Source organism: Rhodanobacter sp. Root480 (genome assembly GCF_001426645.1).
Taxonomy (GTDB): domain Bacteria; phylum Pseudomonadota; class Gammaproteobacteria; order Xanthomonadales; family Rhodanobacteraceae; genus Rhodanobacter; species Rhodanobacter ginsenosidimutans.
The window spans coordinates 268,769-294,495 of record NZ_LMEX01000004.1; the positions used below are offsets into that span (position 1 = coordinate 268,769).

17 protein-coding genes are annotated in these 25,727 nt (G+C 65.5%); all 17 read right to left on the minus strand.

What is annotated here, in order from left to right; genetic code table 11:
- Positions 1 to 3: 3 nt before the first annotated feature.
- Positions 4 to 2,079, minus strand: coding sequence for a ShlB/FhaC/HecB family hemolysin secretion/activation protein (locus ASD22_RS15745; RefSeq protein WP_235577669.1), 2,076 nt, complete (start codon positions 2,077 to 2,079; stop codon positions 4 to 6).
- Between the two features lie 99 nt (positions 2,080 to 2,178).
- The gene (locus ASD22_RS15750) at positions 2,179 to 2,508 is read right to left on the minus strand and encodes a hypothetical protein (protein WP_056085496.1); all 330 of its coding nucleotides are present in this window, start codon (positions 2,506 to 2,508) and stop codon (positions 2,179 to 2,181) included.
- Positions 2,505 to 6,182: a bifunctional serine/threonine-protein kinase/formylglycine-generating enzyme family protein gene (locus ASD22_RS15755; RefSeq protein ID WP_082520305.1), complete on the minus strand. Its 3,678-nt coding sequence runs from the start codon at positions 6,180 to 6,182 to the stop codon at positions 2,505 to 2,507. Before ASD22_RS15755 ends, ASD22_RS15750 begins: the two co-directional genes overlap by 4 nt.
- A gap of 13 nt (positions 6,183 to 6,195) precedes the next feature.
- On the minus strand, positions 6,196 to 6,915 hold the full coding sequence (locus tag ASD22_RS15760; RefSeq protein ID WP_056085498.1) for a PP2C family serine/threonine-protein phosphatase: 720 nt from the start codon (positions 6,913 to 6,915) through the stop codon (positions 6,196 to 6,198).
- Entirely contained in the window at positions 6,912 to 8,492 is a 1,581-nt protein-coding gene (tagF, locus tag ASD22_RS15765) for a type VI secretion system-associated protein TagF (RefSeq protein WP_082520306.1), read from the minus strand. The genes ASD22_RS15760 and tagF overlap by 4 nt, the downstream gene beginning before the upstream one ends.
- Positions 8,493 to 8,496: 4 nt before the next feature.
- Positions 8,497 to 11,997 (minus strand): type VI secretion system membrane subunit TssM, encoded by a 3,501-nt coding sequence (gene tssM / locus ASD22_RS15770; RefSeq protein ID WP_056085608.1) that lies wholly within the window; start codon positions 11,995 to 11,997, stop codon positions 8,497 to 8,499.
- A 16-nt stretch (positions 11,998 to 12,013) separates the two neighbouring features.
- Positions 12,014 to 13,363 carry a type IVB secretion system protein IcmH/DotU gene (gene icmH / locus ASD22_RS15775; protein ID WP_056085500.1) on the minus strand — a complete coding sequence of 450 codons (1,350 nt, stop codon included), beginning with the start codon at positions 13,361 to 13,363 and terminating at the stop codon, positions 12,014 to 12,016.
- A 4-nt stretch (positions 13,364 to 13,367) separates the two neighbouring features.
- Positions 13,368 to 14,705, minus strand: a complete 1,338-nt coding sequence (tssK, locus tag ASD22_RS15780) for a type VI secretion system baseplate subunit TssK (RefSeq protein ID WP_056085609.1) — start codon at positions 14,703 to 14,705, stop codon at positions 13,368 to 13,370.
- A gap of 162 nt (positions 14,706 to 14,867) precedes the next feature.
- Positions 14,868 to 16,184, minus strand: coding sequence for a type VI secretion system-associated FHA domain protein TagH (tagH, locus tag ASD22_RS15785; RefSeq protein WP_056085610.1), 1,317 nt, complete (start codon positions 16,182 to 16,184; stop codon positions 14,868 to 14,870).
- A gap of 2 nt (positions 16,185 to 16,186) precedes the next feature.
- Positions 16,187 to 16,330, minus strand: coding sequence for a hypothetical protein (locus ASD22_RS16830; protein WP_156459040.1), 144 nt, complete (start codon positions 16,328 to 16,330; stop codon positions 16,187 to 16,189).
- Positions 16,323 to 16,868, minus strand: coding sequence for a hypothetical protein (locus ASD22_RS15790; RefSeq protein ID WP_056085501.1), 546 nt, complete (start codon positions 16,866 to 16,868; stop codon positions 16,323 to 16,325). The genes ASD22_RS16830 and ASD22_RS15790 overlap by 8 nt, the downstream gene beginning before the upstream one ends.
- Positions 16,869 to 16,886: 18 nt before the next feature.
- Positions 16,887 to 18,920 carry a type VI secretion system tip protein TssI/VgrG gene (gene tssI / locus ASD22_RS15795; protein WP_056085502.1) on the minus strand — a complete coding sequence of 678 codons (2,034 nt, stop codon included), beginning with the start codon at positions 18,918 to 18,920 and terminating at the stop codon, positions 16,887 to 16,889.
- Between the two features lie 84 nt (positions 18,921 to 19,004).
- A complete protein-coding gene (locus ASD22_RS15800; RefSeq protein ID WP_056085611.1) occupies positions 19,005 to 20,297 on the minus strand; it encodes a tetratricopeptide repeat protein in 1,293 nt (430 codons plus the stop codon).
- A gap of 104 nt (positions 20,298 to 20,401) precedes the next feature.
- Positions 20,402 to 20,689 carry a PAAR domain-containing protein gene (locus ASD22_RS15805; RefSeq protein ID WP_056085503.1) on the minus strand — a complete coding sequence of 96 codons (288 nt, stop codon included), beginning with the start codon at positions 20,687 to 20,689 and terminating at the stop codon, positions 20,402 to 20,404.
- A 50-nt stretch (positions 20,690 to 20,739) separates the two neighbouring features.
- On the minus strand, positions 20,740 to 21,588 hold the full coding sequence (locus ASD22_RS15810) for a hypothetical protein (RefSeq protein WP_056085504.1): 849 nt from the start codon (positions 21,586 to 21,588) through the stop codon (positions 20,740 to 20,742).
- Positions 21,589 to 21,827: 239 nt separating this feature from the next.
- Positions 21,828 to 22,793 (minus strand): ribosome-inactivating family protein, encoded by a 966-nt coding sequence (locus ASD22_RS16835; RefSeq protein ID WP_156459041.1) that lies wholly within the window; start codon positions 22,791 to 22,793, stop codon positions 21,828 to 21,830.
- Between the two features lie 125 nt (positions 22,794 to 22,918).
- On the minus strand, positions 22,919 to 25,663 hold the full coding sequence (gene tssH / locus ASD22_RS15815; RefSeq protein WP_056085505.1) for a type VI secretion system ATPase TssH: 2,745 nt from the start codon (positions 25,661 to 25,663) through the stop codon (positions 22,919 to 22,921).
- Positions 25,664 to 25,727: the final 64 nt, after the last annotated feature.

A 25,727-nucleotide genomic window follows, 5' to 3' on the forward strand; every position in this document is an offset into this window, starting at 1 on the left:
CCGTCAAAACGTGAAGCCGAAGCGCGAATAGATGTGGTAGCCGTTGTCGTCGGATGCGCGCTGCCGACTCGTCGGTACGGAACCGTCGAGGTGGAACTCGAACTGATGGAACTGGGGCAAGCGGAAAATCAGCCCCGCGCCGATACCGTTGAGGGTGACCGAGCGGGTTTTGTTGCGACGATTGGCGCCGGCCGGGTAGCCCTTGCCGTAATCGACGAAGGCCTCGAACTCCAGCAGCTCGCGCCACGGCCGGCCGTAGAACGGCGACACCTTGTCACCGAAGCCGGGCGCATCGACGTGGTATTCCAGCGAGCTGTAATAGCCCCGATCGGCCAGGCCCTCGGAAATCGGATAGGCGCGCACGCTGTCGGGGCCACCCAGGCCGAACTGCTCCAGCGGCACCAGCGCGTCGTTGGTGAACTGGCCAGCCAGCTTGAAATACAGCCGTTGCCGGTCGGTAAGAAACTGCAGGCGCGTATAGGAGAGCTTGGCGCTGAGAAAGCTGCGGGCGTGATCCGGGCTGACCAGATCCGGCTGGCGCGAGCGATCCTTCACCGACTTGCGCACGGCCAGCTGCAGCAGGTCGATGCCGTGGAAACGCTGGTCGGTGTGGTTCATGCCGAAGCCGAGCTCGGCCACGTCGAAGCGCTGGTCGGACAACGTCGTACCGACGGTGCTGAGCTTGGACTGCTCCTTGATGTAACGCAGCGTGCCCTGCAGTTTCAGCGCGTCGGTATTGACGAAGGCCCAGTCCGCGCCGCCGAAATACAGCGAGCTGGGGCCTTTCACGCCCAACGCGGTGAAGGTGCCGGTGTTGATCTGCATCGCGCTGCGGGTGGCGCCGATCACGGCGCTGAGGCCCGGCACCACCACGGTGGGCGCGCGATAGACCAGCGAGCCGTAGACGTTGTTGCGCGGGTTGAAGGCGTAGTCGACGTTGGCGGCCAGGCTGTCGCCGATGCCCAGCGGGCTCAACCAGGTGGCGCCCAGTTGCGCGCGGTAACGACCGGTCAATTCGTTGCCGTAATTGTTGACGCCGGTGGTGAAGGTGAACGGCCGTTTCGCCTCGCGCGCCACCATCACCAGGTCGGTTTCGCCGGTCTTCGAGCCTGGCTGGAAGGTGGAGGTCACCGACACGCCGGGCAGATCGCGGTCGTAAAGCAGGGCGGTGTCGACGGCGCTCTTGCGCAACGGCTTGCCGCGCAGTTTCTCCGCCGGCGCGGCGATCACGCCGGGGCGATAGCGCTTGGTGCCCTTGACGATGATCTTGCCGATGGTGCCTTCCAGCACCTTGATCTCGATGAGCTTGTCGTCGCCCACGGTCTGCGCAGGCAGGAACGCCGTGGCCACGATGAAGCCGGCGTTGCGGTAGCGCGCGGTGATCTTGTCGGCCACCTCCTGCAGCTGGGTGAAATCCAGTTGGGCCGGCGTTGTCGCGTCGCCGCCCAGCGCCTTGAACTGGGCATCGGCCAGCGCCTGGATCGAGGCCGGGGTGATGTCGTTATCCGGGTGATTGCCGACGCCCTGCACGCGGAAGCCGCGTACGGCGATCTGTTGCGACACGGCCGCGTCGGTTTCGCGGTCGCGCACCGGCGGCACCACGTTGTCTGCCGGCGCAGCGGGGGTGGCGGGAGTGGTTTGCGCCACCGCGGCCGGCGCGTGCGGGCGAAACGCCATCAGCTGGGTGGCCAGATAGGCACGGGCGTCGGGATGGCCGGCCTGCTGCAGCGCTGCGGTCACCTTGTCGGCAACCGCTTGCCATTGCGCGGGGCTGAGCGTGGTGGCGCCGCCGGCGGCGGCCACGGCGTTGTTGTATTCGGTATCGATGGCCTGCTGCGCGGCGGCCGCCGCGACGGCGTCGCCCGGGGCGATGCCGCTGATCAGGATCTGCGGTGCGGCCATGTCCGGGGTTGCCGCGCTCGCGCCACTCTCCGGCGCGGCGGCCGGCGGCGGCGCCGTCTCCTGCGCCAACACCGTACCGCTCAAGGCCAGCGCCAACGCCCCTGCCAGGCAAGCAATCCGCACGACATTCCCCTTGCAATCGTTGATCGTGGCAGCCTGACGACCAGAAACTGCCATGCCCTCGTGGTACATCCGGGCCGTTTTCTGCTAATGCGTCAAATGGCGGAAAATTTGATCAACCGTCGTTGTGGCGCTGCAGCACCGACCCGCACTACGTCATTTGCCGTGCAACAACCCGTACAGCAGCAGCGCACAGACCACCGCCACCACTACCAGGCCGATCAGGTATTTCCGGGTCTGGCCCGAGCGCGCCGGAAACAGCATGTTCAACGCCTCGCCCGGGGCGGTGGTATCCGCCGCCTGCCGCCGGGCGCTGGCCGGTGGCGGCGTGATGGCATTGCGCGCGGTGACCCCGTTGCTGTCGCACAGGGCGCCGAGCACGCGGCGGCGGCGCGCACGGTAGTCCTCACGGGTGATCCGCCCCAGCCGGTGCGCCTCGTCGAGCGCATGCAGATCCTGGTTGGCTTTTCGTTCCTGCTCGGTCATTTCAATTCCCTGACAATCCGGAAACCCACGTCTTTCGCCGCCGCACCGCTGTCCTGGCGATGGCTGGCCACGGTGCAATCGGACCAGTAGCTGGTGTAGCTGCCGCCGCGCACCATGGCGCTGCCGCCGCTGCTCACCCATTCCCACACATTGCCGGTCAGGTTGACCAGGCCCCACGGGTTGGGCTCACGCCCGCGGGCCGAGATCGGTCCGCCGGAGCCATCACCACCGATGGCGCCGGGCGGTACGCAGTTGCTGTCGGGTGCCTGTTTCCAGCCCGAACCCGCCTGCGCCGCATGCATCCACTCGGCATCGGTGGGCAAGCGATAAACGTAGCCGCTGGCACTGCCCAGCCAGGCGGCATAAGCGCGCGCCTGGGCCAGCGTGATGTTGCTGACCGGCAGCACGCCGCTCTCGCGGTCGGCCACCGTGATGGCCGTGCACTTGCCGGTAGCCGCGCAGAAACGGTTGAACTCGTTGACGGTGATCTCGGTGCGCGAGATCGCATAAGGCTTGCCGCCGCCCACACCGCTGACCACCACCAGGCTGGGGCCGCGCTTGCCGGCGATCGGGTCGAAGCAACTGCGACCCTGCCCCACCAGCGCCGGTTGGCCGCAGGGGTCGGCGCTGGCCGGTGCCGACCCCGGCGCCGCGGTCGCTTGGCCGGGCGCTGCCGGCTTGGCCGTGGCGACCGCCGGCCTGGTGCCATTCCGCGTCGGGGCGACGGGCGTCGCGGCGGTCGGTGCCGGCGTGGGTGCCGCGGCCACGGCGGGGCCGGGCGTGGCGATGGGCGACGGTGCGCTGGCACCGGTCTTCAAGGCATCGAGCGCGCGCGACAGGCTGCCCTCGGGCAGCTGGCCGCGCAGTTTCATGTCGGATTCCAGCTGGGCGAGACCGTCGGCATCGACGCGACGCAGCTCGGCCAGCTGGGCGCTGAGGCGCTGGTAGTCGGCCGCGGCGACGGCCTTGCCGCGCGCCTTGATCACACCGGACGCCAACGCGTAGCCGGTGCCGGCATGGCGCAGATCGGCGCGATCGCCCAACGCCTGCGTGGCCTGCGCCAGCACCGATGCGGTGGTGGTATCACGCCCCTTGCGGAACGCCTCGCGCGCCTTGCCGAGGTAGGCATTCGCCACGAGTTGCGGGCCGTCGTGCTTGAGAAAGGCATTGTCCGGCTGCAGGGCCTGGACCCGCGCCAGCGACTCCTGCGCCTTGGCCGTGTCCCCGGCCGCCGCCGCGCGCTTCAGCGATTCGATGCGCGAGGTGACCTCGGCCGCCACGCTTTCCTGATCCAGTTGCGCCTGCTGTTGATGCAGCAGCGCATCGATGCGACCGCGCTGCGCCAGCAGCGATTTGGAATCCGGCGCATAACGCAGGCCGAACGCCACCAGTTCGCCGGCCCGGGCCAGGTGCAACGGGTCCGACTGACCGCCGGTTTCGGTCGCGATGGCGTCCGCCAGTGCGGTGACCAGACGCGTGGTTTCGGCGGCGCTGTCGCCCTTCAGCGTGAGCATCGCGTCCGCCACGGCGGCCTGCCACTTGCCATCCATGGTCGGCTTGGCCAGCAGATCGGTCAGCGCCTGGCGGGCCTGCGGCAGGGTTTGCGCGACATGGCTGGTCGTCGGTGCGGCGGCTGCGATGGCGGTCTGGTTCAGGCTGGCCAGTTGCGCTTCACGTCGCTGCAATCGCACCGAAGCGGGAAACAACTGGCTGGCCAGTTTCAGCCGCGCGCCGGCTTCGTCGAGCCGACCGCCCGCCAGCGACTGGCCGATGGCGCTGTCGTACTTCAACTCCAGCTCGCCGTTCTTCAGCAGGCTGCTGTCGGGATCGATGGCGCGGATCTGCTTCAGCGTGGCCACCGCGCTGTCGGGCTGGTCCTCGAAGATCGCGCCCTTGTCGATGCGCTGGGTCAGCTGCGTGTCGAGCGTGTTCAGCAGGGCGTTCTTCTGTTCCTCGATCGCGTTGCGCTTCAGGTCGAGCGCGGGCGAATACAGCTTGAGCTTGTCGCGCAACGCGAACACGTGCAGCGCGCGGGCGTAGGCATAACGGCCCTGGTCGGGGTTCCAGTACGCATCGACGCGGCTCAGCAGGAAGTTCTGGATCGCATCGCCCTGGTCGGCCACGATGCGCAGGCGGTCATCATCGCCGAGGCGGTCGAACGCCGTGAGCGCCTGATCCTCGTTGAGGTAATGCCGCGGGTCGGTCACGGTGAACCCGGCGATCACGCCGCGCACCTGCTGCTCGTGCAGGTAGCGCCCGAAACCCCAGCCGCCGGCGGCCAGCAACACGGCCGCCGCGCCGCCGTAGGCCAGGTACGGCCCCAGCCGTTCGCGCCAACCCACCTCGCGCAAGCCTTCGATGAGGTCGCTGGCGCTCTTCAGCCGCTGCTCGCCGTGGAACGCGATGGCGTCGCAAAGCGTCTTGTACTGGCGCCGGCTGAGCCCCGGTACCGGCGGCGGCTTGCGGCCTTCCTTCAGCGCCACCTCGGCGCTGACCTTGTCGAACGGATGCTTGCCGGTGAGCAGTTCGAACACCACGCAGCCCAACGCGTAGATGTCGTCGGTGGGCGCGGGCTCGGCGCCGCGAATCATCTCCAGGCTGGCGTAGGCCGGGGTCAACGCGCCCAGGGTGCCGGCGTCGAACACGGTCTGCTCGCCCACCGCGTCGCCCATATGCTTGCCGGCGCGGGCGATGCCGAAGTCGAATACCTTGGGCACGCCGTCACGGGTGACCATGACGTTGCCGGGCTTGAAATCCGAGTGCACCACGCCGGCGGCGTGCGCGCGCTTCAGCGCCCACGCCATGCCTTCGATCAGCGGGCGCACCTCGGCCAGTGGCAGGCCGTTGTAGGCGCGCTCGCGGATCAGCGTTTTCAGGTCGCTGCCGTCGATGTACTCCATCGTCATGAAGACGATGGTGCGGTCCTTGTCGAAGTCGTAGACGCGCACGATGTTGTCGTGCGCCAGCGATTGCGAGCGGCGCGATTCGCGCTGCAGCGAGATCAGCGAATCGGGATGGCGGCGGAACTCGTCGTTCAACACCTTCACCGCCACGTACGGGTCGCGGTCGCGCGCCTCGACCTTGCGCTCGTCGCGGGCCAGGAACACCACGCCCATGCCGCCGCGGCCGATCTCGCGCTCCAGGTGGAAGCGGCCCTTCAGCAGCATGCCCACGGTGGCGTAGTCGCCGCCTTCGGCATCGGCCACGCGCTGCCAGGTGTCGGCGTTGAAGGTGCTGTTGGAATGCGTGCCGGTGCCGGTACGGCCTTGCGTGCCGGTCGACTGGTTGTCCTCCGGCGGCGTCCACGAAGCCGGCTTCACCACGGTGGCATCGTCATGCGGTGGCGTGGCGGTGGGCCGCGAGGCGGGTTGCACCACGGTGGCATCGTCGGCCACGGGACGGCTCTGCGAGGCGGGCTTGATCACCGTGGCGTCGTCGTTGGCCTCGATCTCGGCGGCCGGCGGCGGCGCCTGCAGCTTGACCAGCTTGGCCACCAGTGCGCGGGCGATGTCCGCTTCCAGCGTGCCCTCCGCTTCCATCGTTTCGACCAGTGCGATCTCGGCGCGGTGGTCGTCCTCCGCCTGGGGCCCACGCGCCGCCACGGCGTTGAACAATGCCAGCAGTTTCAGCGTGCCGGCCTGGTAGGCGGCGATCAGTTCAGCAAGGGAATTCATGGATACGTCTTCGTCAATCCTGGAGCCGTACGGTGACGGCGGAAATGTTGTCGCGAGCGGCGCGGCTGGTGGCCAGCTCCATCAATCGCGCGGCCAGTTCGGGCGGGGCCAGCTGGCGGCGGCATTCGGCGTCGATCTCCGCATCGGACATTTCCTTGTTGATGCCGTCCGAGCACAGCACGAACTGCATGCCAGGGCGGCTGCCGGCCACAACCCAGTCGACGAACAGGTGATCCTCGGCACCCACGGCGCGGGTCAGCGCGCCGGCGCCGGGTTGCGGCTGCACCGCGGCACTGCCGAACTGGGTGACGTCCTCCTTCATGCCGTGCACGTGATCGCTGGTGATCTGCCGCAGGCGGCCTTCCTCGAAGCAGTACACGCGGCTGTCGCCAACCCAGCCGCACAGCATGAAATCGCGGTCGTGCACCAGCACCACGACGGTGGAGCCGATGATGTCCACGCCACGGGTCACCGCGGTACGCACCAGGTCGGTGTTGACCTGCACCAGCGCGTCCTCGATCGATTCGATGAAGTCGTACACGCTGCCCGGCCGCGGTAGCGCGCCCAGCCGTTCGATGATCATCGCGCTGGCGTAATCGCCGGCCGAATGGCCACCCATGCCATCGGCCACCACCCACAGGCCGACGTCCTCGCGCACCAGGATCGCGTCCTCGTTGTGCTTGCGGATCTTGCCGGTCACGGTATAGCCGGCGGATTGATGGCGCATCGTCATGGCGTGATCTCGATGATGGCCAAAGGCCAGTGGACCGCGGGCGACCGGAAACCGGCCGCGGCGGCGATGCGCGCTTGCGCGCCGTCGATGGAAGGCAATGCCAGCGCCTCGGCCAGCAGTTCCAGCGGTAGTTGCACCAGCGCCTGCGTCGCCATCAGCAACAGGCGGTCGCCGGTGGCCACGGTGCAGGCCGCTTCCTCGCAAACGGGATCGCTCGCGGCACCCAGCCCGGGCGCGGCGGCGGTGACACGGCTGAACAGCAGGTCGTCGAACTCGCCGCCATGGCCGAGGCTGTCGTCGTCCGCCGCTTCGCCGGCGGCGAACAGCGCGTGCAGCCGGCCATGGCGGTAATGCCACACGCCGGCACTGCCGATGCGCAACACGGCAGCGTGCTGATGATTCAATTGCGCGGCCACCACGGCGGCATCCTCGCTGACCGGATCGATCAGATCCTCGCCGCGCCGACGCAGCGGCGCATGCGAAGCCAGCAGGCGCTGGCGCAACACGCCGACGCCGCCTGCCAGGTCCGCGACATCCAGCTCATCGACCAGTGCATGCGCGACGGCGGCCGCCTGCCGGCGCGGATCGCGCAAGCCGTCATCCGCGGCCACCAGGGTCAGCGCCGCATCGGCGCGATAGCGGACCGGGCCATCCTCCAGCACGTCGCCCAGGTGGCTGGGCAGCTCGTCGGCCGCCGGGGGCACGATCAGGTCGGCGAAAAGTTCGGAGAGATCGTCGGGCAACAGGGTTCGCGGCGCGGCGGCGGGCGGTGTATCCGCCACCTCGATTGCTGGCGCCGGCGGAAACGCGATGCGCCGGTTCTGCGTGGTTTCTGCGTCGGCACGGTGGCCGAAGTCGCCCGCCGACTGCCACGGCGCGCCCGCGTGCGCGGCATCGAGAAATGCGGCATAGGCCGCCGGTTGCGGCAGGCCGCGCGTGGCCAGCAGCGTAGGTGGCACGCGCGCCGCGCCCGCCGTCCACCACAGGCACCAGTCGCCAGCGGATGTGAGCTGCGACCACAACCCGCCCAACTGCGCTGCCCCCGCGGCGCCTTGCGCCAGCGGGAACCGCCAGTGACTGGCGCTGCGCCAGTCCAGCGGCTGCGGCGGTTGTGGTGCGGCAATCGGGTCGCCACTGCCGGGGCCGGCCACATCGGCCACCAGGCCATCGAAAGCCTCGGCGTGGATCGACGGATCGGCCTGCGCGTGCGCATGCACGCGCGCCAGCGTGTCGAACCAGTGATCACCCTGAAGCAGCGCTTGCGTCACCGCTTCGCTGCGATTCAATGGCGCGGCGATCACCATCGGGAAACAGCGCCCCACCCGATCGCTGGCTGGCCCCAGCACCCCGACCCACGCCGAATCCCCGCAGATGCCCGCGGGCATCGCGAAACGCCAGGTCGGGCTGGCGTGATACACCGCTGGCCAGTCGTTGCCCAGCACGCCGCGGGCCGCGTCCACCGCGTGCTCGAAATGCTGGTCCCAGCAGTCGACGAAACGCACCGGCAGGCGCCGCTGCACGAAATCCCCTACCCCGGGAAGCTTGCCGAAGAATCCTGCCCCTGTCGGATTCGGCATGCGCTCAGCCTCCGCACCGGAAGTGCTGCACCTCGGTGTTCAAGAACGGGTTGCGCAGATTGCTGGCCTGCAAGGTCACCTTGGCCACGTGTCCGCCAAAGTTGAAGCTGGCCAGAAAGCGCAGGTCCGACTGTTTCTGCAGATTCGCCGCCTGCAGCGCGCGGAAGAACGCCCAATCACCCTGGTAATCGAACGAACTGATCAGCGTGCCGGCGGTGTCGTAGGCGGCAATGGTGACGCTGCCCGGCTGTGGTCCCGGCCATTTCATCGCAGCACTGGTGGCGCCGCCGGGCTGGTATTCGTACTTCTGCCCGTCGACGTCGATCACCAGCTTGCCGATGGCCGGATCCAGCGTGGGCGCCAGGATCGTGAAGTCCACCTCGGGCTGGTTGCCACTGCGGAAATACATCTGGCGGATGTCGTCGGCTGCCTGCGCCTGCTGCAGCACGCCGGGCGGGCCGGCGACCGCGCCGGGGCCGGTTTTCCATTGCCAGTTGCGTCCGCTGGCATCGACCAGCTTGGCCAGCGTCTGCTTGTTGAACGTGTCGAAACGGCCGCCGTTGCCGAACAGCTCGCCGAAGTTCTGCAGCGGGATTTCCGAGCGCCCGTTGGGCGCAAACGGATAGCGGCCACGGATGAAATCAGCGCAATCGTTGCCCACCGCCTGCTGGAACTGGTCGCCCAGCGCACCCTTGGTGCCGCTGGCCACCAGCGCCTGGCTCTTGCCGGTCAGCGCGTTGACCCAGCCGGATACCGGCGGCGGCAATTGTGCCGCTTCCTGCTGCGCCATCAGCAACTGCGGGTTGGGCTGGCCAGCCGCGCTGCTGAAGTCGGTCATCGTCAGCAAGGTCTTGCTGAGCTGGTCGAGCACGCTCAAGGTGCGGTCGATCGGCGCGGCGCCCGGCGCACCATCGGTGAGCTTGTTGAGCGTGTCGAAATGCTCGCTGATCGCTGCACCCGGCTTCTCGCCGGTATCAGCCGCCGGCGCGCCGTTGGCGTTGGCCAGCGCGCGCGACAACGCACTCTGCGTGGCCTTTTTCGCAGCGGCCTTCTCCGCCAGCGCTGCCGCGCTTTCGGCCGCGCTGGCCGGGGGCGCACGCAGCATGTCGTGGGTGTTGTCGCGCACCACCTGCAGCAGGGATTTCAGCGGCGAGCTGGGGCCGGACAACTTGGCCGCGATCGCGCTGGCATCCTGGATGCTGTTGATCGGCTGCAGCTCCAGGTCATCGAGCAGCGCGTCCCATGCCTTGATGTAATCCTGCTGGTACAGCGCCAGCACCTGCTGCACGAGGCGCGCCCGTGCGATCGCGTCGATCTTGCTGCCGCCGAACACCCAGTCGTCCGCGGCAAACTGCTTCACCGCCTGCTCGATGCCCTTGCCAGCTTCGTCGGCGAACATCGGCTGGGTGAACAGCGCCGGCAACGGGTCGGACAGGGCTGCGCCGCTCTTGCGCCGGAACACGTTGCCGAGCAAGCCCAGCTCCTTGTCCAGCCGCAACGGCGGGTGGTCCGCGCCAGTGGCGGACAGCTTGAGGCTGCCGTAGATCAGCGTGGACAGATCCGCCGTACGCAGCGTGCTGCGCGCCTGCTCCACCAACGCGTTGTCGAGCGTAAGCGGATGCAGCCGCCCCGGTTCGGCCACCAAGGCCTGGAAGTGTTTGGACAACGCCTTCTGCAGTACCGGATCGTTGGGGAAGATCTTGCGCCACTCGATGTCGGTCAGCGCGATCAGCTGATCGGCATCCTGATGCTCGGGCTCACCCAGCATCAGATAGCCCTTGAGGTAGTAGTACAGGGCCTGCGGATCGCTGGCGCTGCCGGTGAGCCCGCTGCGGAACTGCGACGCCACGCCCGGCAGCAGCACGCCGTTGAGCTCGCGGATATAGGCGTCGTGCACCTCGTCACCCACGGCATGCCCCTGGTACAGACCGAAGCGCATCAACAGCGGCACGTCGCCCTGGTATTTGCGCGCCGTGTCCTGCACGGCGGACAACGCCTCCAGCCGCTCCAGCGCCATCGCGAAATAGGCTTTCTGGCTGGTGGCGGACGAAGGGTCGCTATCGGCCGGATAGCCCTGCAGCGACGTCTGCACCTGCGCCAGATAGGCCTTGTTGCGGCCGTAGCTGGTGGTGAAGCCCGCGAACAGCAGCAGCGTCAGCAGCAGCACGCCCACGTACGAGGCGGCCTGCAGCAGCACCTTCTGCCGTTCCAGTTTCGGGTTGGTGCCGGCAAAGCCCGACTCCTTGAACAGCACGTCCTTCAGCAGACGCTCGACGAAGAACGTGCGCCGCTGCGCACCCGGCGCCTGCACCTGCGCCGCATCCACGCCGAACGTGCGCGCCACCGCGCCCATCATGCGGTCGATCGGCGTGCCTTCCTGCGTACCCGAGGTGAGATAGACGCCACGCAACAACAATGGCGTGCCGTATTTGTGCCCGCTGAACACGCCTTCGACGAACTGCTGCGCGATCTCGCGCAGTGCGCCCAGTTGCTGCGGAAACGACAGGATCGCCGCACGCCGCGCCCGATCGCGCTCGGTATGCAGGCGGTCGAGGATGCGCGTGTTGAGCCGGTCCAGCAGCAAGCCGAATTCGTCGGCGAAACTGCGCGCGGCGGTGCCGTCGACGGTCTTGCCGACGGGGAACGACATGCCCCACACCTGACTGCGCAGCTGCGGGTTGAGGTCGTCGAAGAACTCGGTGAAGCCGGCGATCAGGTCGCACTTGGTGAACACCAGGTACACCGGCACGCCGATGCGCAGCTGCTCCACCAGTTCGTCCAGCCGGCGCCGAATCGCCTGGATGTGCTCGTGCCTGCCGGTCTCGTCCAGCACCAGCAGGTCGGACATGCTCATGGCGATGATCACGCCGTTGATCGGCCGCCGCTTGCGGTACTTGCGCAGCAGCTTCAGGAACTCCGTCCACGCCGACGCATCGGCGCCGCGGTCCGAATCCTGCGTGGTGTAGCGGCCGGCGGTGTCGAGGAACACCGCCTCGTCGGTGAACCACCAGTCGCAGTTGCGGGTGCCGCCGATGCCGCGCAGCGCTTCCTTGCCGAAGCGGTCGGACAACGGAAAGTTGAGGCCGGAATTCTGCAGCAGCGTGCTCTTGCCCGAACCCGGCGGGCCGATCACCACGTACCAGGGCAAGGTGTACAGGTTGCTGCCGCCGCGGCGGGTCTTGCGCAAGGTGTCGATCGCCTCCTGGAAGCGCCCCTGCAACTGCGCGCGCTCGGCCGTGCTGCGGTCATCGCCCGCGTCCTGCTCCCCCTGCCCGGCCAGGTCGCCGGACATCTGTTTGGTCTTGCTGCGCACGCGCAGCTGCTGCACCTGCAGGCATACCACCCACACCACCACGATCAGCACGATCAGCACCAGCCGCGTGATCGGGCTGGCCAGTGGCTGCGAATCGCCCAGGCCCAGGTAAGGGCCGCCCAGCCAGATCAGCACCGACAGCAGCACGATCCCGACGAGGGTGATGAACCAGCCGGTCCTAAACAACGTCATCAGCTTGCTCACTCGCTCAACCCTCGGGGATGTAGATGATTTCGACGCGGCGGTTGCGCGTGCGATTGGCCGGAAGATCGGGCGGCAGGGCGATCGGTTTCGACGCGCCGGCGCCGCTGGATTCCAGCCGCGCGGCGTTGTCGATGCCCTGGCTGAGGATCTGCAACACCGAACGGGCGCGCGCCGCCGACAGCGCGAAGTTGTCCTTGAACTTCAGCGAGTGGATCGGCTGGTCGTCGGTGTGGCCCACCACAATCACCCGGCCCGGCACCTGGTTCAGCGCCTGGGTGATTTTCTGCAGCAACGGCAGCTGCCCCGCGCTCACCTCGGTGCCGCCGGAGGCGAACATCGACGGCGCACTCAGGCGCAGCAGCTCCTGCCCATCATCGCGGTCGATGATGCTGAGCTCGCCTGCCTGTTCCTGCGGCGCCAGCAGTTGCTTCAGCGTCGGACGCGCGGGCTTGGGCTGGGCCTGGTTCAGCCGCGCGGTGTCCGGCGGCGTGGCGCTTTCCAGCCCGATCTGCGCAATCTGGCCGCTGGCCGGCGCGGACAGATCGTTGAGGCGTGAATAGAAATACACGAAGCCCGCCAGCAACAGCACCGCTGCCGCCGCCGCGATCACCCACAGCGGCACGTAGCGCACCAGCGGGTTGCGGCGGTCCTCGACGCCACGCCAATGCGGTGCCAGTTCTTCCGCGGCTGGCGCGCGCTGCGCCTTGATCCGTCGGTACAGGTCCTCCTGGATCTCGGCCAGCTTGGCGCGGCCGCCGGACTCGATCTGATAGCGGCCGCCGAAACCCAGCGCCAGACAGATGTACATCAGCTCGATCAGGTCGACATGCTTGGCGAAATCCGCGCACAGGCGCTCGAGGATCTGGAAGAACTTGGCGCCGCCGTACGACTCGCCATGGAAGGTCACCAGCAAGGTTTTCTGCGCCCAGCCGCTGTGCTCGCCCCACGGCGCGTTCAACACCGATTCGTCCAGCATCGCGCACAACACGTAGCGTGCGGCCACCGCGGTCTGCGCGGGGATACCGGCCGCCTGCGCGTGGCTTTCGAATTTGCGCACCTGGGTGATCACCTGCTCACGCAGATGCGCGGCATCGGGCTGCGAGGCACTCAGGCGCAATTGCACCGCCAGCAGCAACAGCGCGCTGGCGGTCTGCACCAGCGGGTTCATGCCGCCGCCGAGAAACTCGCTGATTTCCGCCGCACTGGCCTGGTCGATACGCGGCGCCGGCCCGCGCGCCAACGACGGCGCCGGCACCGCGGAAGGAGGCGCCGCCGTGGGCGTGGCCGAGCGCGGCCGCACCACGGTGGCGTCGCGCATGGGATCGTCGTCAATGGGCCCGTTGCCGTTATTCATGTGATCAGCCCCTGATGGCCCACAGTTGCAGGTCGAGACCGGCGAATTCGTCGCCGAAATGGAACGCGATGCCGCCCGAGGTTTTCAGCGGACGCCACATGGGCGAGTGCTTGTCGAACTCGAAATACAGATAGCCGGCGTTGTACGGAATCTGCCGCGGCGCCACCGGCATCGGCGCCACCGCGATGCCGGGCAGTTGCAGGTTGACCAGGTCGCGGATCTTCTCGACCGGGCCGATTTTCGATTGCGCGGGTAGTTGCCGGCGCAGGTCCTCGGACTTCATGTCGGCCTTGGCCGCCAGCACGAAGGCCGCCGTATCGAGCAGGGTCAGGTCCGGCACCACCGCCACCCACACGCCGAACTTGCGCTGCTGCAGAGGAATCGGTGTGGCGGTCTGTTCCATCACCGCGCTCAAGCTGGTGCGCAGTGCACTGATCACCGGCTCGAAGCTCTCGCGCAGCAGCTCATGGCGGTACGGCGGAAACGCGGTGGGGCGTTTGCCCGGTGCCGTGAACGTGGCCAGCTCGCCGGCCATGCCGACCAGGGTGCGGTAGAAATCCTCCGGGTGCAGCGACGGTGATTCGGCCAGGTGCGCGATCAACGGCTGGAACCGGTTCACCACTTGCAGCAGCAGGAAGTCGGCGATTTCCGCCGCGCCGCCACGGTCGGTCAAGGCCACCCGCGCGGCCAGCGCCTCGCCACGCTGGTGCAGCAGGCCCAGCAATTCGGTGAGGAAGGTCACCAGCCGCGGTACCGCGCGGCAACTCTGCGCGGAGGGCATGAACGCCTCGTCCAGCACCACGCGCCGGTCGGCGCGGCATTCCACGATGCGCGCCAGCGGAATCTGGGTCAGCCCTTCCATCGGCTGCGATTGCGGCAACAGCCGGCTGCTCATGCCGCCGACTTCCAGCGGGGTCAGGCCATCGACGCTGCCGGAGGCATCGCGCACTTCGGTTTCGCGCACGCGGAAGCGGAACAGTTTTTCCGCTGGCGCTTCGGGCCGGCCGCTGTCCGGCTGCGTGGGCGAGCGCAGCGGCAGGGTGAGGAACACGGTCTGGTCGCGCCAGTTCGCATCGACTTCCAGTGCCGGTGGCAGGGGGTCGTCGTTGGGCATCGAGAACGGCGTGCCGTCGGGGAAGGTGCCGCGGGCGCTGCGAATGCCCAACTTGCCGATCGCCAGCAGGTCGGCCTCCAGCTCCAGTTCGGTGAAACCCCAGGTGTAGGGGCGCAGGGCGCCGGCGCGCAGCTCCACCAGGCGCTCCAGGTAGCGCTCCTGCTGCTGCATGTGCTGGGGCCGCAAAAACAGGCCTTCGCTCCAAACCACCTTGTTGTTCTGCGTCATCGCTTCACTTCCGCCCATCTTGGTGAACCATGCCGGCGCTGCCGCCGGACGTTGCCCGCCCGCATCGATGGATCGATGCGGGCGCATTCATTGCTGTCGTACCGCTACCCCTGCCCCTTCTCTTTCGTCGCTGTCGTGCTGCGACGCTCGTTACATACGTGCTCAGCGCGGTGACGAATGGCTGGCCCGTCGCGCCGATTTCAGCCGCGACAGTTGTTCTTCATAGGCGCGAGCAAACTCGTCGCCGAACAGCCGCCGGAAGCATTCGTCGGGGTCCTTCATCAGGCCTTCGAAGTTGTCCTGGTACTTTTCCCAATACTTGCCCTTGCCGCCGAACGCGGAGCGCTTGCCGCCATCGACCTCGTGCTCGAACCGTTCGGGGCTGAAGTGCGCCATCAGCGAATCGAAGCCCGCGCGCACGCCCGCCAGCATCGCCATCTGGTGGCAGCGGATGTCGTCGAACGCGTCCTGGAACGCCGCCGAGCCGGACAGGAAGGCGGTGTTCGACGGCGCCATGATTTTCTGCATGGCTTCTTCGGCGGTGGGCGCGAATTTCAGCGGGTTGTTTTCCGAGCGCTGGATGATCGTGACCGGCAGCCGGAAGGTGTTCTTGATCTCCGCGCGCGCGCGCAGCACGTCCATCACGCCGTCGATCACGATCTGGAAAATCTGCTCGACTTCCGGCGGCATGGCGGTCGGCGGCGCGGCCGCCATCGGCGCTGCTGGCTGTGCAATCGGGGCCGGCACGGGCGCAGGTGCCGGTGCCGGACTGGGCGCCGGCGACTTGGCCCCGAAATCACCGATGGTCAGGTCCCAGTTCTCCGGCAGGGCCTGGCGCTGGCCGGTGGTGGTGGGTGGACGGAAGTGATCCTCCAGCCCCACGTTCTGGTTCCAGTCGGAGCCGGCGCTGCTTGCCGGCGTCTCGGGGATCAGCGGCGACGACGCCGGCGGCGCATCGAGAAAACTCAGCGGATCGAGAAACACGCCCGCATCGCCCTGGCCGCTGCCGGGGATCAGGCTGTCGCCCAGCAGATCGCCGGGCGACGACGCGGCGGGCGCGCCGAGATCGAGCAGGCCGAAATCCAGCGGGTCGCTGGCGATCGGTGCGGGAGCGGCGGCCATCGGCGTCGAGGGCGCGAAGATGGTCTCCGCATTCCCGCTCTGCAGGCTCACGCTGACCTCGAAGGTGTCGATCTGCAGGCGATCGCCTTCCTTCAGCGCGGACGGGTCGCCCTTGATCAGCGGACGGCCGTTGAGCAGCATGCCGTTGGTGCTGCGGTCCTCGATGAAATAGATGCCGTTGAGGCAGCGGATCATCGCGTGCACGCGCGAAACGCCGGACGAACTCAACACCCAGTCGCAATCCTCCGATCGCCCGATGCTGCCATCGCGCCCTTCGAACACCTTCTGGCTGCGGCTGCCGAATTGCGCCGCCTGGTGTCCGATCACGGCCAGCAGCAATGTCTGTGGGGTCGACACGATCAAATCACCTCGAAGAAAATCAGCGCCGCGGTGCCCTGTCCGCGGCCCTTTTGTTGAATGGTTGAACGCCACGCCCGCGCGACCGCCGGCTGCCGCGCACCGCTGCGCAGCGGGTAATGACGCGACGGCATGTACTCAGTCATGTCGCGACCCCACCCCGTTGCCCAACAGCACCATAGCCCGTTCGATGAAGCCGTTGCGACGCTCGGTGAACTGCTCGATATCCAGCGCCGCCATCAGGTTGATGGAGGCCACCACGGCGCGCGCAGTGAGATGGTCGGCGGGCGGTACGGCAGCCTCCTGCGTGGCCGGCGCCAGGCTGCCGCCCGACCATCCCGCCGATGCCGCGATCCACGCGCCCAGCGAGCGGTACTCGCCCGCGCTGGCAAAATCCAGCGCGGCGCGCCGGCGCGGCTCGTCGGGATCGCGCACCCACGCCTCGGCCAGCGCGGCACCCGCCTTGTCTTCCATCGACAACGACTGATCGCGGGCGCACTGGCACAGCCAGGCCACGGCGTAGCGCTTGGGCAGCAACCGCGCCAGCAGTTTCAGTGCCTCGGGTGTCTCGCCCGCTTCGATCAGCAACTGCACCGCCGCCAACGGCGCCATGTCCGCGCGCAGCCGCGCGCTCGAGGGCTCGGACAGTTCCATCTCGGTGGATGCTTGCATTACCGCTGACATGTCGACGATTCCCCCTGCTCAACCAATCATGATGATGCCGCCGGACAACTGCGCCATCCCGTCGCCGGTCAGGGTCAGCTTGGTACCCTTGACCGTGGTCATCGCCCCGCCGGCCATGTCCAGCATGGCGTCCGCTTTCACTTTCATGCTGGCGCCCGCGCCGATGTCCATGGTGGCGCCCGACTTGATGGCCACGGACGTCTGGCCGTTCACCTTCACCGAGCTGTTGCCGGTAATGGTGATGTTGACGCCCTTGATCTCGATCTCGCCCGAGCTTTTCATCACGATGCTGGACGAACCGGTGACCAGCTCGATCTCGCTGCCCGCGTCCAGCTTGAACTTCTGCCCGATGGTGGTGGTGCCGTTCTGCTTCACGTCCAGCGTGTCGTTGTTGCCCACCGTATGCTTGCGGTCGTTGTCGACCTTCTCCGTCTGGTCGTGCTTTACCGTGAGCGTCTGGTCGTTCTTGATGGTGATGGTTTCGTCGTTGTCGATCGCCACCACGTGGTCGTTCTCCACCTCCTCGTGCATGTCCTTCTGCGCGTGGATGAAGAAGTCCTCGCTACCCTTCTTGTCCTCGAAGCGCAGCTCGTTGGCATCGGCCGCCACGCCGTTGAGGCTGCGGCTCTTGATGCCGCTCTGGGTCTTGTTGTCCGGCAGCGTGTACGGCGGCATGTTGTCGTTGTTGTAGACACTGCCGATGATCAGCGGCCGATCCGGATCGCCCTCGAGAAAACTCACCACCACTTCCTGGCCCACGCGCGGAATGTTCACCGCGCCCCAGGTCTTGCCTGCCCACGGCGACGCCACCCGCACCGGGCAGGAGCTTTGCGCCTTGTCCTTGTCCGGCTTGTTCCAGTGGAACGTCACCTGCACGCGGCCGTACTTGTCGACGGCGATGTCCTCGTCGGTTTCGCTGCCGGTGACGACGGCCGTCTGCAGGCCCACGATGCGCGGCCTTGGTGTGGTCTGAGGGCTGCGGAAGGGTTGGCTGCTGGCGATGGCCTCGAAGCTGCAGCGGAACGGTTCCACCGCGGCGCCATCGTCCGCGGACACGTAGTCGGGGTGTTCCAGCTTTATTTCGGTGGAGGTCAACAGGTATTCGCGATTCAGCTCCGCGCGCGGAAAGTCCTGCATCTCGAACAGCGCGCCGATGCTCATGCCGCAGGCATCGGTGGCGCCCTTTGCCACCGCATGCGGCACGTTCATCGCCTCGGCCCGCATCTGCGCATAGTGCTGGCCCTGGTCGGCCAGGATGTGGCTGCCGGGGTAGTCGAAGACGTCCAGCCCGGAGAGATTGTGATGGTCACCGCTGACCGTGCCGGTGCCCAACAGGGAGGTCTTGGGGTTCAACGGGTCGTAATCGGTGAGCTGGAATTTCAGCGAGTTCACCGTATGCCGCGAGCTCCATGCCGTGATCGAGGCCGGCGCGAACGGCCCCCGCTGTTCCACCGGGCAGTACGGGATTTTTTCGAAACCGGAAGTGCGCTGGTGCGCGCCCAGCGCATCGGCCAGCACCATAGTGTGCGTGCCGGCGGCATGCGTGAAGTAGTAGTAGATGCCTTCCTGCTCCATCAATCGGCTGATGAAGCTGAAGTCGTCCTCGCGGTATTGCACGCAATAGTCGCGCTTGGCGTAATTGCCGCTGAGGCTCTTCTTGATGTCCGCGTAGCCGATCTCGCCCAGCACGGCGCTGATGATCTCGGGCACGCTCATCTTGCTGTAGATGCGGCAGTCGATCTTGCGCGTCAGCAACCAGGGTTTGGGCACCAGGGTGGCGCTGTAGATGGCGTAGCGCACGTCATCGATGGTCTCGAAGCCGGTTTGGCCCGCCTCGCAGACGATGCCGTTGAAATGGCGCGCATAGCCGTCTTCGGCTTTCAGCGTCACCGTCATCGGCGTACCCAGCAGCTTGCGCAGATCCACCTTTTCGTCGCGGCTGATCATCTCCACGCGATAACGGAACAGCTGCCCGAGCTGCTCGGTGGCCGCCATGCGCTTGAACAGCAGCTTGTCGCCGAGATCAGTGGAAAGGGTAATCGCGTGTGCCATGTGTCGCGTCTCCGGGGAAATCTGTGCGCGCCGAACAACGTACGGTGCAGTGGGTCGTCACCGATGCCGATGCGGGAATCCGCATCAGCGCATGTCATTCCCCCCTCGCCGTGCCAGCACCACCCAGCCCGATACGATCTTGCCGTGCTCCTTGCGCAACATGTCCATGCCGATCGTGATGTGCTCGAAGCCCGCGGCCTCGACGACCGCCTGTGTGTGATCGCGTGTGTGCTGGTACCGCCCGCTGGATGACAACTCGTAACGATCCCCCTCGCCCTCCAGCACTTCCAGCGTGAACGTCAGCCAGCCACCGGGCCGCAAGGCGCCGTGAGCCGCTTCCAGCACCGGGGCCAGGTCACCGAAATAGATCAGCGTATCGGCCGAGATCACCACGTCGTAAGCAGCGGGATGCGCCTGCAGATAAGCGGTGAGTTCCGCCACCACCAGCTCATCGTAGCCACCACGGGCGCGCGCTTTTTCGATCATGCCGCCGGAAAGGTCCACGCCAACCAGCGTGCGTGCGCGTGCGCGCAGCAACGGCGCGCACAGGCCCGTACCGCAGCCGGCGTCGAGCACGTCGAGGCTGCCATCGGCCGCGGGCAATACGCTACCCAGGGCGTCGGCCAGCACCTCGGGAGCGCGGTAGTCGAGGTTCTTCAGCAATTGCTCGTCAAAGCTGTCGGCAAAGCCGTCGAACACGTTGCGCACGTAGGCCTCGTCCGCACGCGGCGGGATATCGGCACCGCCCGTGGACGCCAGCATGTGGCGCGGTATCGGGTTGTTCGGCTCGCGCTGAAGCCAGTCGCGGTAGACCTCCCTGGCCTCGTCGTGGCGTCCCAGCGTGTACAGCGAAACACCCAGTCCTTCCAGCGCGCGCACGTTGCGCGCGTCCAGCCGGTACGCCTCGCGGAAACATTCGATCGACTGCTCGATATGTTCCACGTTCTGGGCGAAATTACGCAGGAACAAACCCATCATGTACTGACCGTGGGCGAACGTTGGAGCCTCGCGCAGCAGTTGGGTATACGTCTCGAATGCTTCGTCGGGCCGCTCCTGCACCTCCAGCACGAAGGCCAGGTTGCTGAGCGCGTTGTAATGCGAGGGGCCGCACTCCAGCGCGCGCCGGTAGCAGACTTCGGCCTCGGCCAGGCGACCGCACTCCTTGTGGATGTTGCCCAGGTTGTTGTGCGCATCGGGGTGCTTCGGCGTGATCTTCAGCGCGGTCTGGATCAGCCTGACGGCCTCATCGCTGCGGTCGCGCTGGTGCATCAGCACGCCCAGGTAATGCAGCGCATCAGGTTGCGCCGCGCGCAGCTCGAGCACCTCACCGTACAAACGCTCGGCGGTGTCCAGATCACGCGCCTGGTGTGCCTGCATCGCGCGCTCCAGCACCACTGCATACGCCGGCTGTACCGGCGCCGGCGCACGCCAGCTCACGTTCGCGTTTGCGTTCTTCGCTACCACGCCTTTTCCCCTTGCCATCAGCCTATCAACACCTTCATGCAACCCAACACGATCACGCCGCCGTGCGCCGTGCTGTCACCCATGCGCGCGGCGGGCTTGCCGCCGACCAGAACCTTCGCCGAACCCTTGATGATCGAATCCGGCGGCCCGACGCAGGTCACCACGTCGCCCATGCACGCCGCCGGCAAGCCACCGATGAGTACCGTCGGCGCACCCGGCGCCATGATCGGGCCACCCACGTGAGGCACCGGCCCGGTGGTCATCGGGCAAGTGTGCATGTCGGTGAGGCGGGCGGCAGGTTGCATGGAGTCCTCGCGGAGCTAATGGATTCAAAGATGGAAAATCAATCGCACGCTCAACCGTTCATGCGAAACAGTTCGTTTTCCTTGGCCAGGGTCGGCGCCTTGAACTGATGGGTGCCCTTGATCAAAACGATCGAGTACGCGATATGGCCGGTGCGCTTGTTTCCGTCCGGAAAGCCCTGCACGTGCACGATGCTGGTCATGTAGAACATCGCGATGCTTTCCCACTGGGCGTCCCCGAAGGCAGGCCACGTATTGTCGCCGCATCCGGAGGTCAAACCGAGAATGTGATCCAGCAACACGCTTCCACCGATGGTCGACGGGTACTTGGCCCCCCCCATCAGGTTGATCCGGTAGGGCGCTGCGTCGGGCATGATGCGCTTGTAGATCTTGCGCAGCGGCTGCGTCGTGCGGCCAAGCGCCATGCCCATGGGACCCGGGTGCCCGCCAGTCACGGGGATATATTTCGACAGCAAGTCCCGGGTCGATGCGAGCCCGGCGGTGTAGTTGCCGCAGATCCAGTTCGCCGCCTGATCGATAGCCAGGGCACGCCCGGCCAAGCCGCCGCCTGACGGATTCTTGTAATAGTCGCCCACTGCGCGGAGATTGGCGTTGAGTACCGTCCCCAACGCGCCGCTATTGCACTGCGGCACCAGCGAATCGACGTATTGCTTACGGTTCGTGAAGTTCTCGCGCTCGGTCTTCATGAACATTGCCGTGTCGCTAGCCTTCAACGTGTCGATCTTGAAGTTCTGCGTCCACTTGTCGTAAACCGTCTCCAGGAAACGTTTGGCATTCTCGCGACCGATCAGTCGCTCAAGCTGACCGAACTCCCGGCGACTGTCGACGTGCGCTTGGATTCCACGTCGCCACGTGACTTTCTTGCTCGTAAATATGCTCACACAACCCCCAAGCTTTCAAGTTGAAGTAGATGAAGGTAACGGTAAAGTAACGATGGTAATTAACTGCAAACCGGAATAGGCGACAGAGCGCCCGAGGCCCGTTCGCGGGAACCGATTCCGACCTTCCTCTTCGCCTATCAGATGAAACTCATCCATTTTTCCAAATTGGCCCAGCCATTTTCCCCAGGCTCAAAATGAAAGTGCACCCTAACCCTGTGTTGTTTGTTCTCCATGCCTCACTAAAGATTCTGATCAATGCCAGCAAAGTGGTTGACTCCAACATTCTTTTTTTTCGTTTGATCACTTAAATATTTCAATCCATTGACAAACTGTGTTCCGTTAAGTCGGTTCTTGAAAAAGGCACTTCGAAGCGCCGCTAGCGCGGCAAGGCGAATGGGTTCCTTCTGTTTTGGAAGCCAATCCATTAGGCCCTCGACCATTGCATGATGATCATGCCCCGCTGCAATCTTGAAATCCTCAACACCTGGCGACAAATTTGGTCGTTCATTTAGGTTAACCATCGCAGCCTTAAACAAAGGACTGTTTGTCTTCTCGTGGATGCCATAAACCGCTATCCGCGAGGGAAAGCAATCATCCTTAACCGTGCTATCCACCACCCATTTCTGCAACTCTGGCAGCGATCCAGACGGATCAATTCCACGAAGAGCTAAGAGAGCGCAAATGGACCTAAAACGTATCGATTCCCCTATCGTCATGGCGAAGTAAGCAAATGCTAACTTGGCATTTTCCTTCTGACGCTCCGAACGCGCACCTTCTGCAGTTTGCAAGTAAGTTTTCAAAGAATTCACATGCGTCGAACAATCTCCCAACGAAAACATCTTCGTTTTACTATCAATCGATATGCCAAGCGCTCCGTAACCCGACTCGAAATCCGTTTCTCCAGCAATGCTTGAGCCACAGGCACTAAATTCCTTAGCCTGTCTCATGCAAACCGTCCACTTTTCCGCCTCGGCCATCCTGGCCCCCAATACGTATAAAGTGTCACCCATTAAAATAATATCGATCTCTGATTTTCCGTTCTCATCAAACACTGCAACTGAAACCCTAGACATACCATGATTGCAACGATCCTTAAGTACGAATCCACGACCGTTCCAGCGAGCAAGCCTAATGCGAGCATTAACAATGCTTTTGCAATACGACCCAGGTGTTTGATAGTTGATGAGAATTCCGAAGTCGATCATGTAACCTCCATATTCCGACTAACACTTACACCTGATGCATTCCGAAAAAAACAGGAAAAAAACAGGGGTCAGAGCGCACTTTCCAAGATCGGACCGAATGCGTCCGTTTCGCGACCAGCCCAGAATCACCCAAACCCATACGAAAATTCCCCACCCGTCACCCCCACCTGCACCTTCGCGATCTCCTCCCCCTCAATCATCTTGGTGAGGAACGCCCGCGAAATATCCGGCAGCATCGAGTTGGTCAGAATGGCGTCGATCATGCGTCCGCCTGATTCGGTTTCGGTGCAGCGCTCGACCACCAGCTTCACCACATCTTCGCTGTAATCGAACGGGATCTTGTAGCGGGCTTCGACGCGCTTCTTGATGCGGTTGATCTGCAGTTTGACGATCTTGCCCAGCATTTCCGGGCTGAGCGGGTAGTACGGGATCGTCACCAGGCGGCCCAGCAGCGCCGGCGGGAAGATTTTCAGCAGCGGTTCGCGCAGCGCCTTGGCCATGCCTTCGTGATCGGGCATCAGCTCAGGGTCCTTGCACAGGCCGGCGATCATGTCGGTGCCAGCGTTGGTGGTCAGCAGGATCAGGGTGTTCTTGAAGTCGATCGAGCGGCCTTCGCCGTCTTCCATCACGCCCTTGTCGAACACCTGGAAGAAGATTTCGTGCACGTCGGGATGGGCTTTTTCCACCTCGTCCAGCAGCACCACGGAGTATGGCTTGCGGCGCACGGCTTCGGTGAGCACGCCGCCCTCGCCGTAACCGATGTAGCCGGGGGGCGCACCCTTCAATGTCGAGACGGTATGCGCTTCCTGGAACTCGCTCATGTTGATGGTGATGATGTTCTGCTCACCGCCGTACAGCGCCTCGGCCAGTGCCAGCGCGGTCTCGGTCTTGCCGACGCCGGAGGTGCCGGCGAGCATGAATACGCCGATCGGCTTGTTCGGATCGACCAGGCCGGCGCGCGAGGTCTGGATGCGCTTGGCGATCATCTCCATCGCGTGATCCTGGCCGATGACACGCTGACCCATCAGGCCGGCCAGGTTCATCACGGTTTCCAGCTCGCTCTTGACCATGCGGCCGACCGGGATACCGGTCCAGTCCGACACCACCGAGCCGACCGCCTGATAGTCGACGGAGGCGAGGATCAGCGGGGTTTCGCCCTGCAACTCGGCCAAGCGGGTTTGCAGGCCTTTCAGCTCTTCCAGCGCCGCCGCGCGCTCGGCACCGTCCAGCGCGGCCTCGCTGGCCGGTGGCGCGCCCTTGGCTTCCGCCTCCTGGTTGGCCGACTCCTCAAGCGCGCTGCCCGTGCCTTCCACCGGCGCGTTGGAGCCGCGCAGCTTCGAGCGGATATCGAGGACTTTTTCGACCAGTTCCTTTTCCGCGACCCAGTTCGCCTCCAGTGTTTCCAACCGCGCTTTCTGGGTGGCCAGTTTCTCGTTGGCGGCTTCTTCGCGCGTCGTGACGTTGACACCCACGTTCTTTTCGCGGGCGATGATGGCCAACTCGGTTTCCAGCGCCTGGATGCGTTTGCGCGTATCGTCCACTTCGGCGGGTACCGCATGCTGGCTGATCGCCACGCGGGCGCAGGCGGTGTCGAGCAGGCTGACCGACTTGTCCGGCAACTGGCGCGCGGGGATGTAGCGGTGCGACAGCTTGACGGCGGCTTCCAGCGCCTCGTCGAGAATCTGCACCTTGTGGTGCTTCTCCATCACGCTGGCGACGCCGCGCATCATCAGGATCGCCTTTTCCTCGCTGGGCTCGTCGATCTGCACGGTCTGGAAGCGGCGGGTCAGCGCCGGGTCCTTCTCGATGTGTTTCTTGTACTCGGCCCAGGTGGTGGCGCCGATCGTGCGCAGGTTGCCGCGGGCAAGCGCGGGCTTGAGCAGGTTCGCCGCGTCGCCCGTGCCGGCGGCGCCACCGGCACCCACCAGGGTGTGCGCCTCGTCGATGAACAGGATGATCGGCTTGGTCGAGGACTGAACCTCCTCGATGACCTGCTTGAGGCGGTTTTCGAACTCGCCCTTCATGCTGGCGCCGGCTTGCAACAGACCGACATCGAGTGCACGCAACTGCACGTCTTTCAGCGGCGGCGGCACATCGCCGATGGCGATGCGCATGGCGAAACCTTCGATCACCGCTGTCTTGCCGACGCCGGCTTCGCCGACCAGCATCGGGTTGTTCTGGCGGCGGCGCATCAGGATATCGACAAGCTGGCGGATCTCGTCGTCGCGGCCGACGATCGGATCCATCTTGCCTTCGCGCGCCTGTTCGGTGAGATCGATGGTGAACTGCTTCAGCGCCTCCTGCTTGCCCATCTGCGCCGGCCCCATCGCGCCGCTGGCTTCGCCGGGAACAGCGCCGCCGATGTGGAAGCCGTCGCTGGCGCTCTGGCCATCCTCGGGCGAGCCGGCGACCACTTCGGCGAATTTCTCCACCAGCGCCTCGGGCTTGATCTTGTCGAACTCGGCCGAAATGGCCACCAGCGCATTGCGCAGGTGACGCGTACGCACCACGCCCACGAGGAGATAACCGGTGCGCACCTGGGCCTCACCGAACATCAGCGTGGCGAACACCCAGCCGCGCTCGACGGCCTCCTCCACGTTGCTGGAGAGGTCGGAGATCGATGAGGAGCCGCGCGGCAACCGGTCCAGCGCGTCGGTGACATCGCGCGCCAGGTTGGACGGGTTGAGGTTGAACTGCTTGATGATGCGATGCAGGTCCGAGTCCTGCAGCTGCAGGATCTGATGGATCCAGTGCACCAGCTCGACATAGGGATTGCCGCGCAGCTTGCAGAACACGGTGGCGCTTTCGATGCCCCGGTACGCCAGCTTGTTGAGCTTGCCGAACAGTGCGCTGCGACTGATTTCCGCCATGATTTTTCTATCCCTTCGGTTGAATGGTCATCTGGATTCGCGGCTGATGAACGCTGTCGCGAAC

What these genes read in the sequence shown, in the direction of transcription:
- tssK (WP_056085609.1), bottom strand. Translation starts at nt 14,705, where the DNA reads ATGACGCAGAACAACAAGGTGGTTTGGAGCGAAGGCCTGTTTTTGCGG.
- tssM (WP_056085608.1), bottom strand. Translation starts at nt 11,997, where the DNA reads ATGACGTTGTTTAGGACCGGCTGGTTCATCACCCTCGTCGGGATCGTG.
- tssI (WP_056085502.1), bottom strand. Translation starts at nt 18,920, where the DNA reads ATGGCACACGCGATTACCCTTTCCACTGATCTCGGCGACAAGCTGCTG.
- ASD22_RS15745 (WP_235577669.1), bottom strand. Translation starts at nt 2,079, where the DNA reads ATGGCAGTTTCTGGTCGTCAGGCTGCCACGATCAACGATTGCAAGGGG.
- icmH (WP_056085500.1), bottom strand. Translation starts at nt 13,363, where the DNA reads ATGAATAACGGCAACGGGCCCATTGACGACGATCCCATGCGCGACGCC.
- ASD22_RS16830 (WP_156459040.1), bottom strand. Translation starts at nt 16,330, where the DNA reads ATGACTGAGTACATGCCGTCGCGTCATTACCCGCTGCGCAGCGGTGCG.
- tagF (WP_082520306.1), bottom strand. Translation starts at nt 8,492, where the DNA reads ATGCCGAATCCGACAGGGGCAGGATTCTTCGGCAAGCTTCCCGGGGTA.
- ASD22_RS16835 (WP_156459041.1), bottom strand. Translation starts at nt 22,793, where the DNA reads ATGATCGACTTCGGAATTCTCATCAACTATCAAACACCTGGGTCGTAT.
- ASD22_RS15790 (WP_056085501.1), bottom strand. Translation starts at nt 16,868, where the DNA reads ATGTCAGCGGTAATGCAAGCATCCACCGAGATGGAACTGTCCGAGCCC.
- ASD22_RS15800 (WP_056085611.1), bottom strand. Translation starts at nt 20,297, where the DNA reads ATGCAGGCACACCAGGCGCGTGATCTGGACACCGCCGAGCGTTTGTAC.
- ASD22_RS15750 (WP_056085496.1), bottom strand. Translation starts at nt 2,508, where the DNA reads ATGACCGAGCAGGAACGAAAAGCCAACCAGGATCTGCATGCGCTCGAC.
- ASD22_RS15805 (WP_056085503.1), bottom strand. Translation starts at nt 20,689, where the DNA reads ATGCAACCTGCCGCCCGCCTCACCGACATGCACACTTGCCCGATGACC.
- tssH (WP_056085505.1), bottom strand. Translation starts at nt 25,663, where the DNA reads ATGGCGGAAATCAGTCGCAGCGCACTGTTCGGCAAGCTCAACAAGCTG.
- ASD22_RS15760 (WP_056085498.1), bottom strand. Translation starts at nt 6,915, where the DNA reads ATGACGATGCGCCATCAATCCGCCGGCTATACCGTGACCGGCAAGATC.
- ASD22_RS15755 (WP_082520305.1), bottom strand. Translation starts at nt 6,182, where the DNA reads ATGAATTCCCTTGCTGAACTGATCGCCGCCTACCAGGCCGGCACGCTG.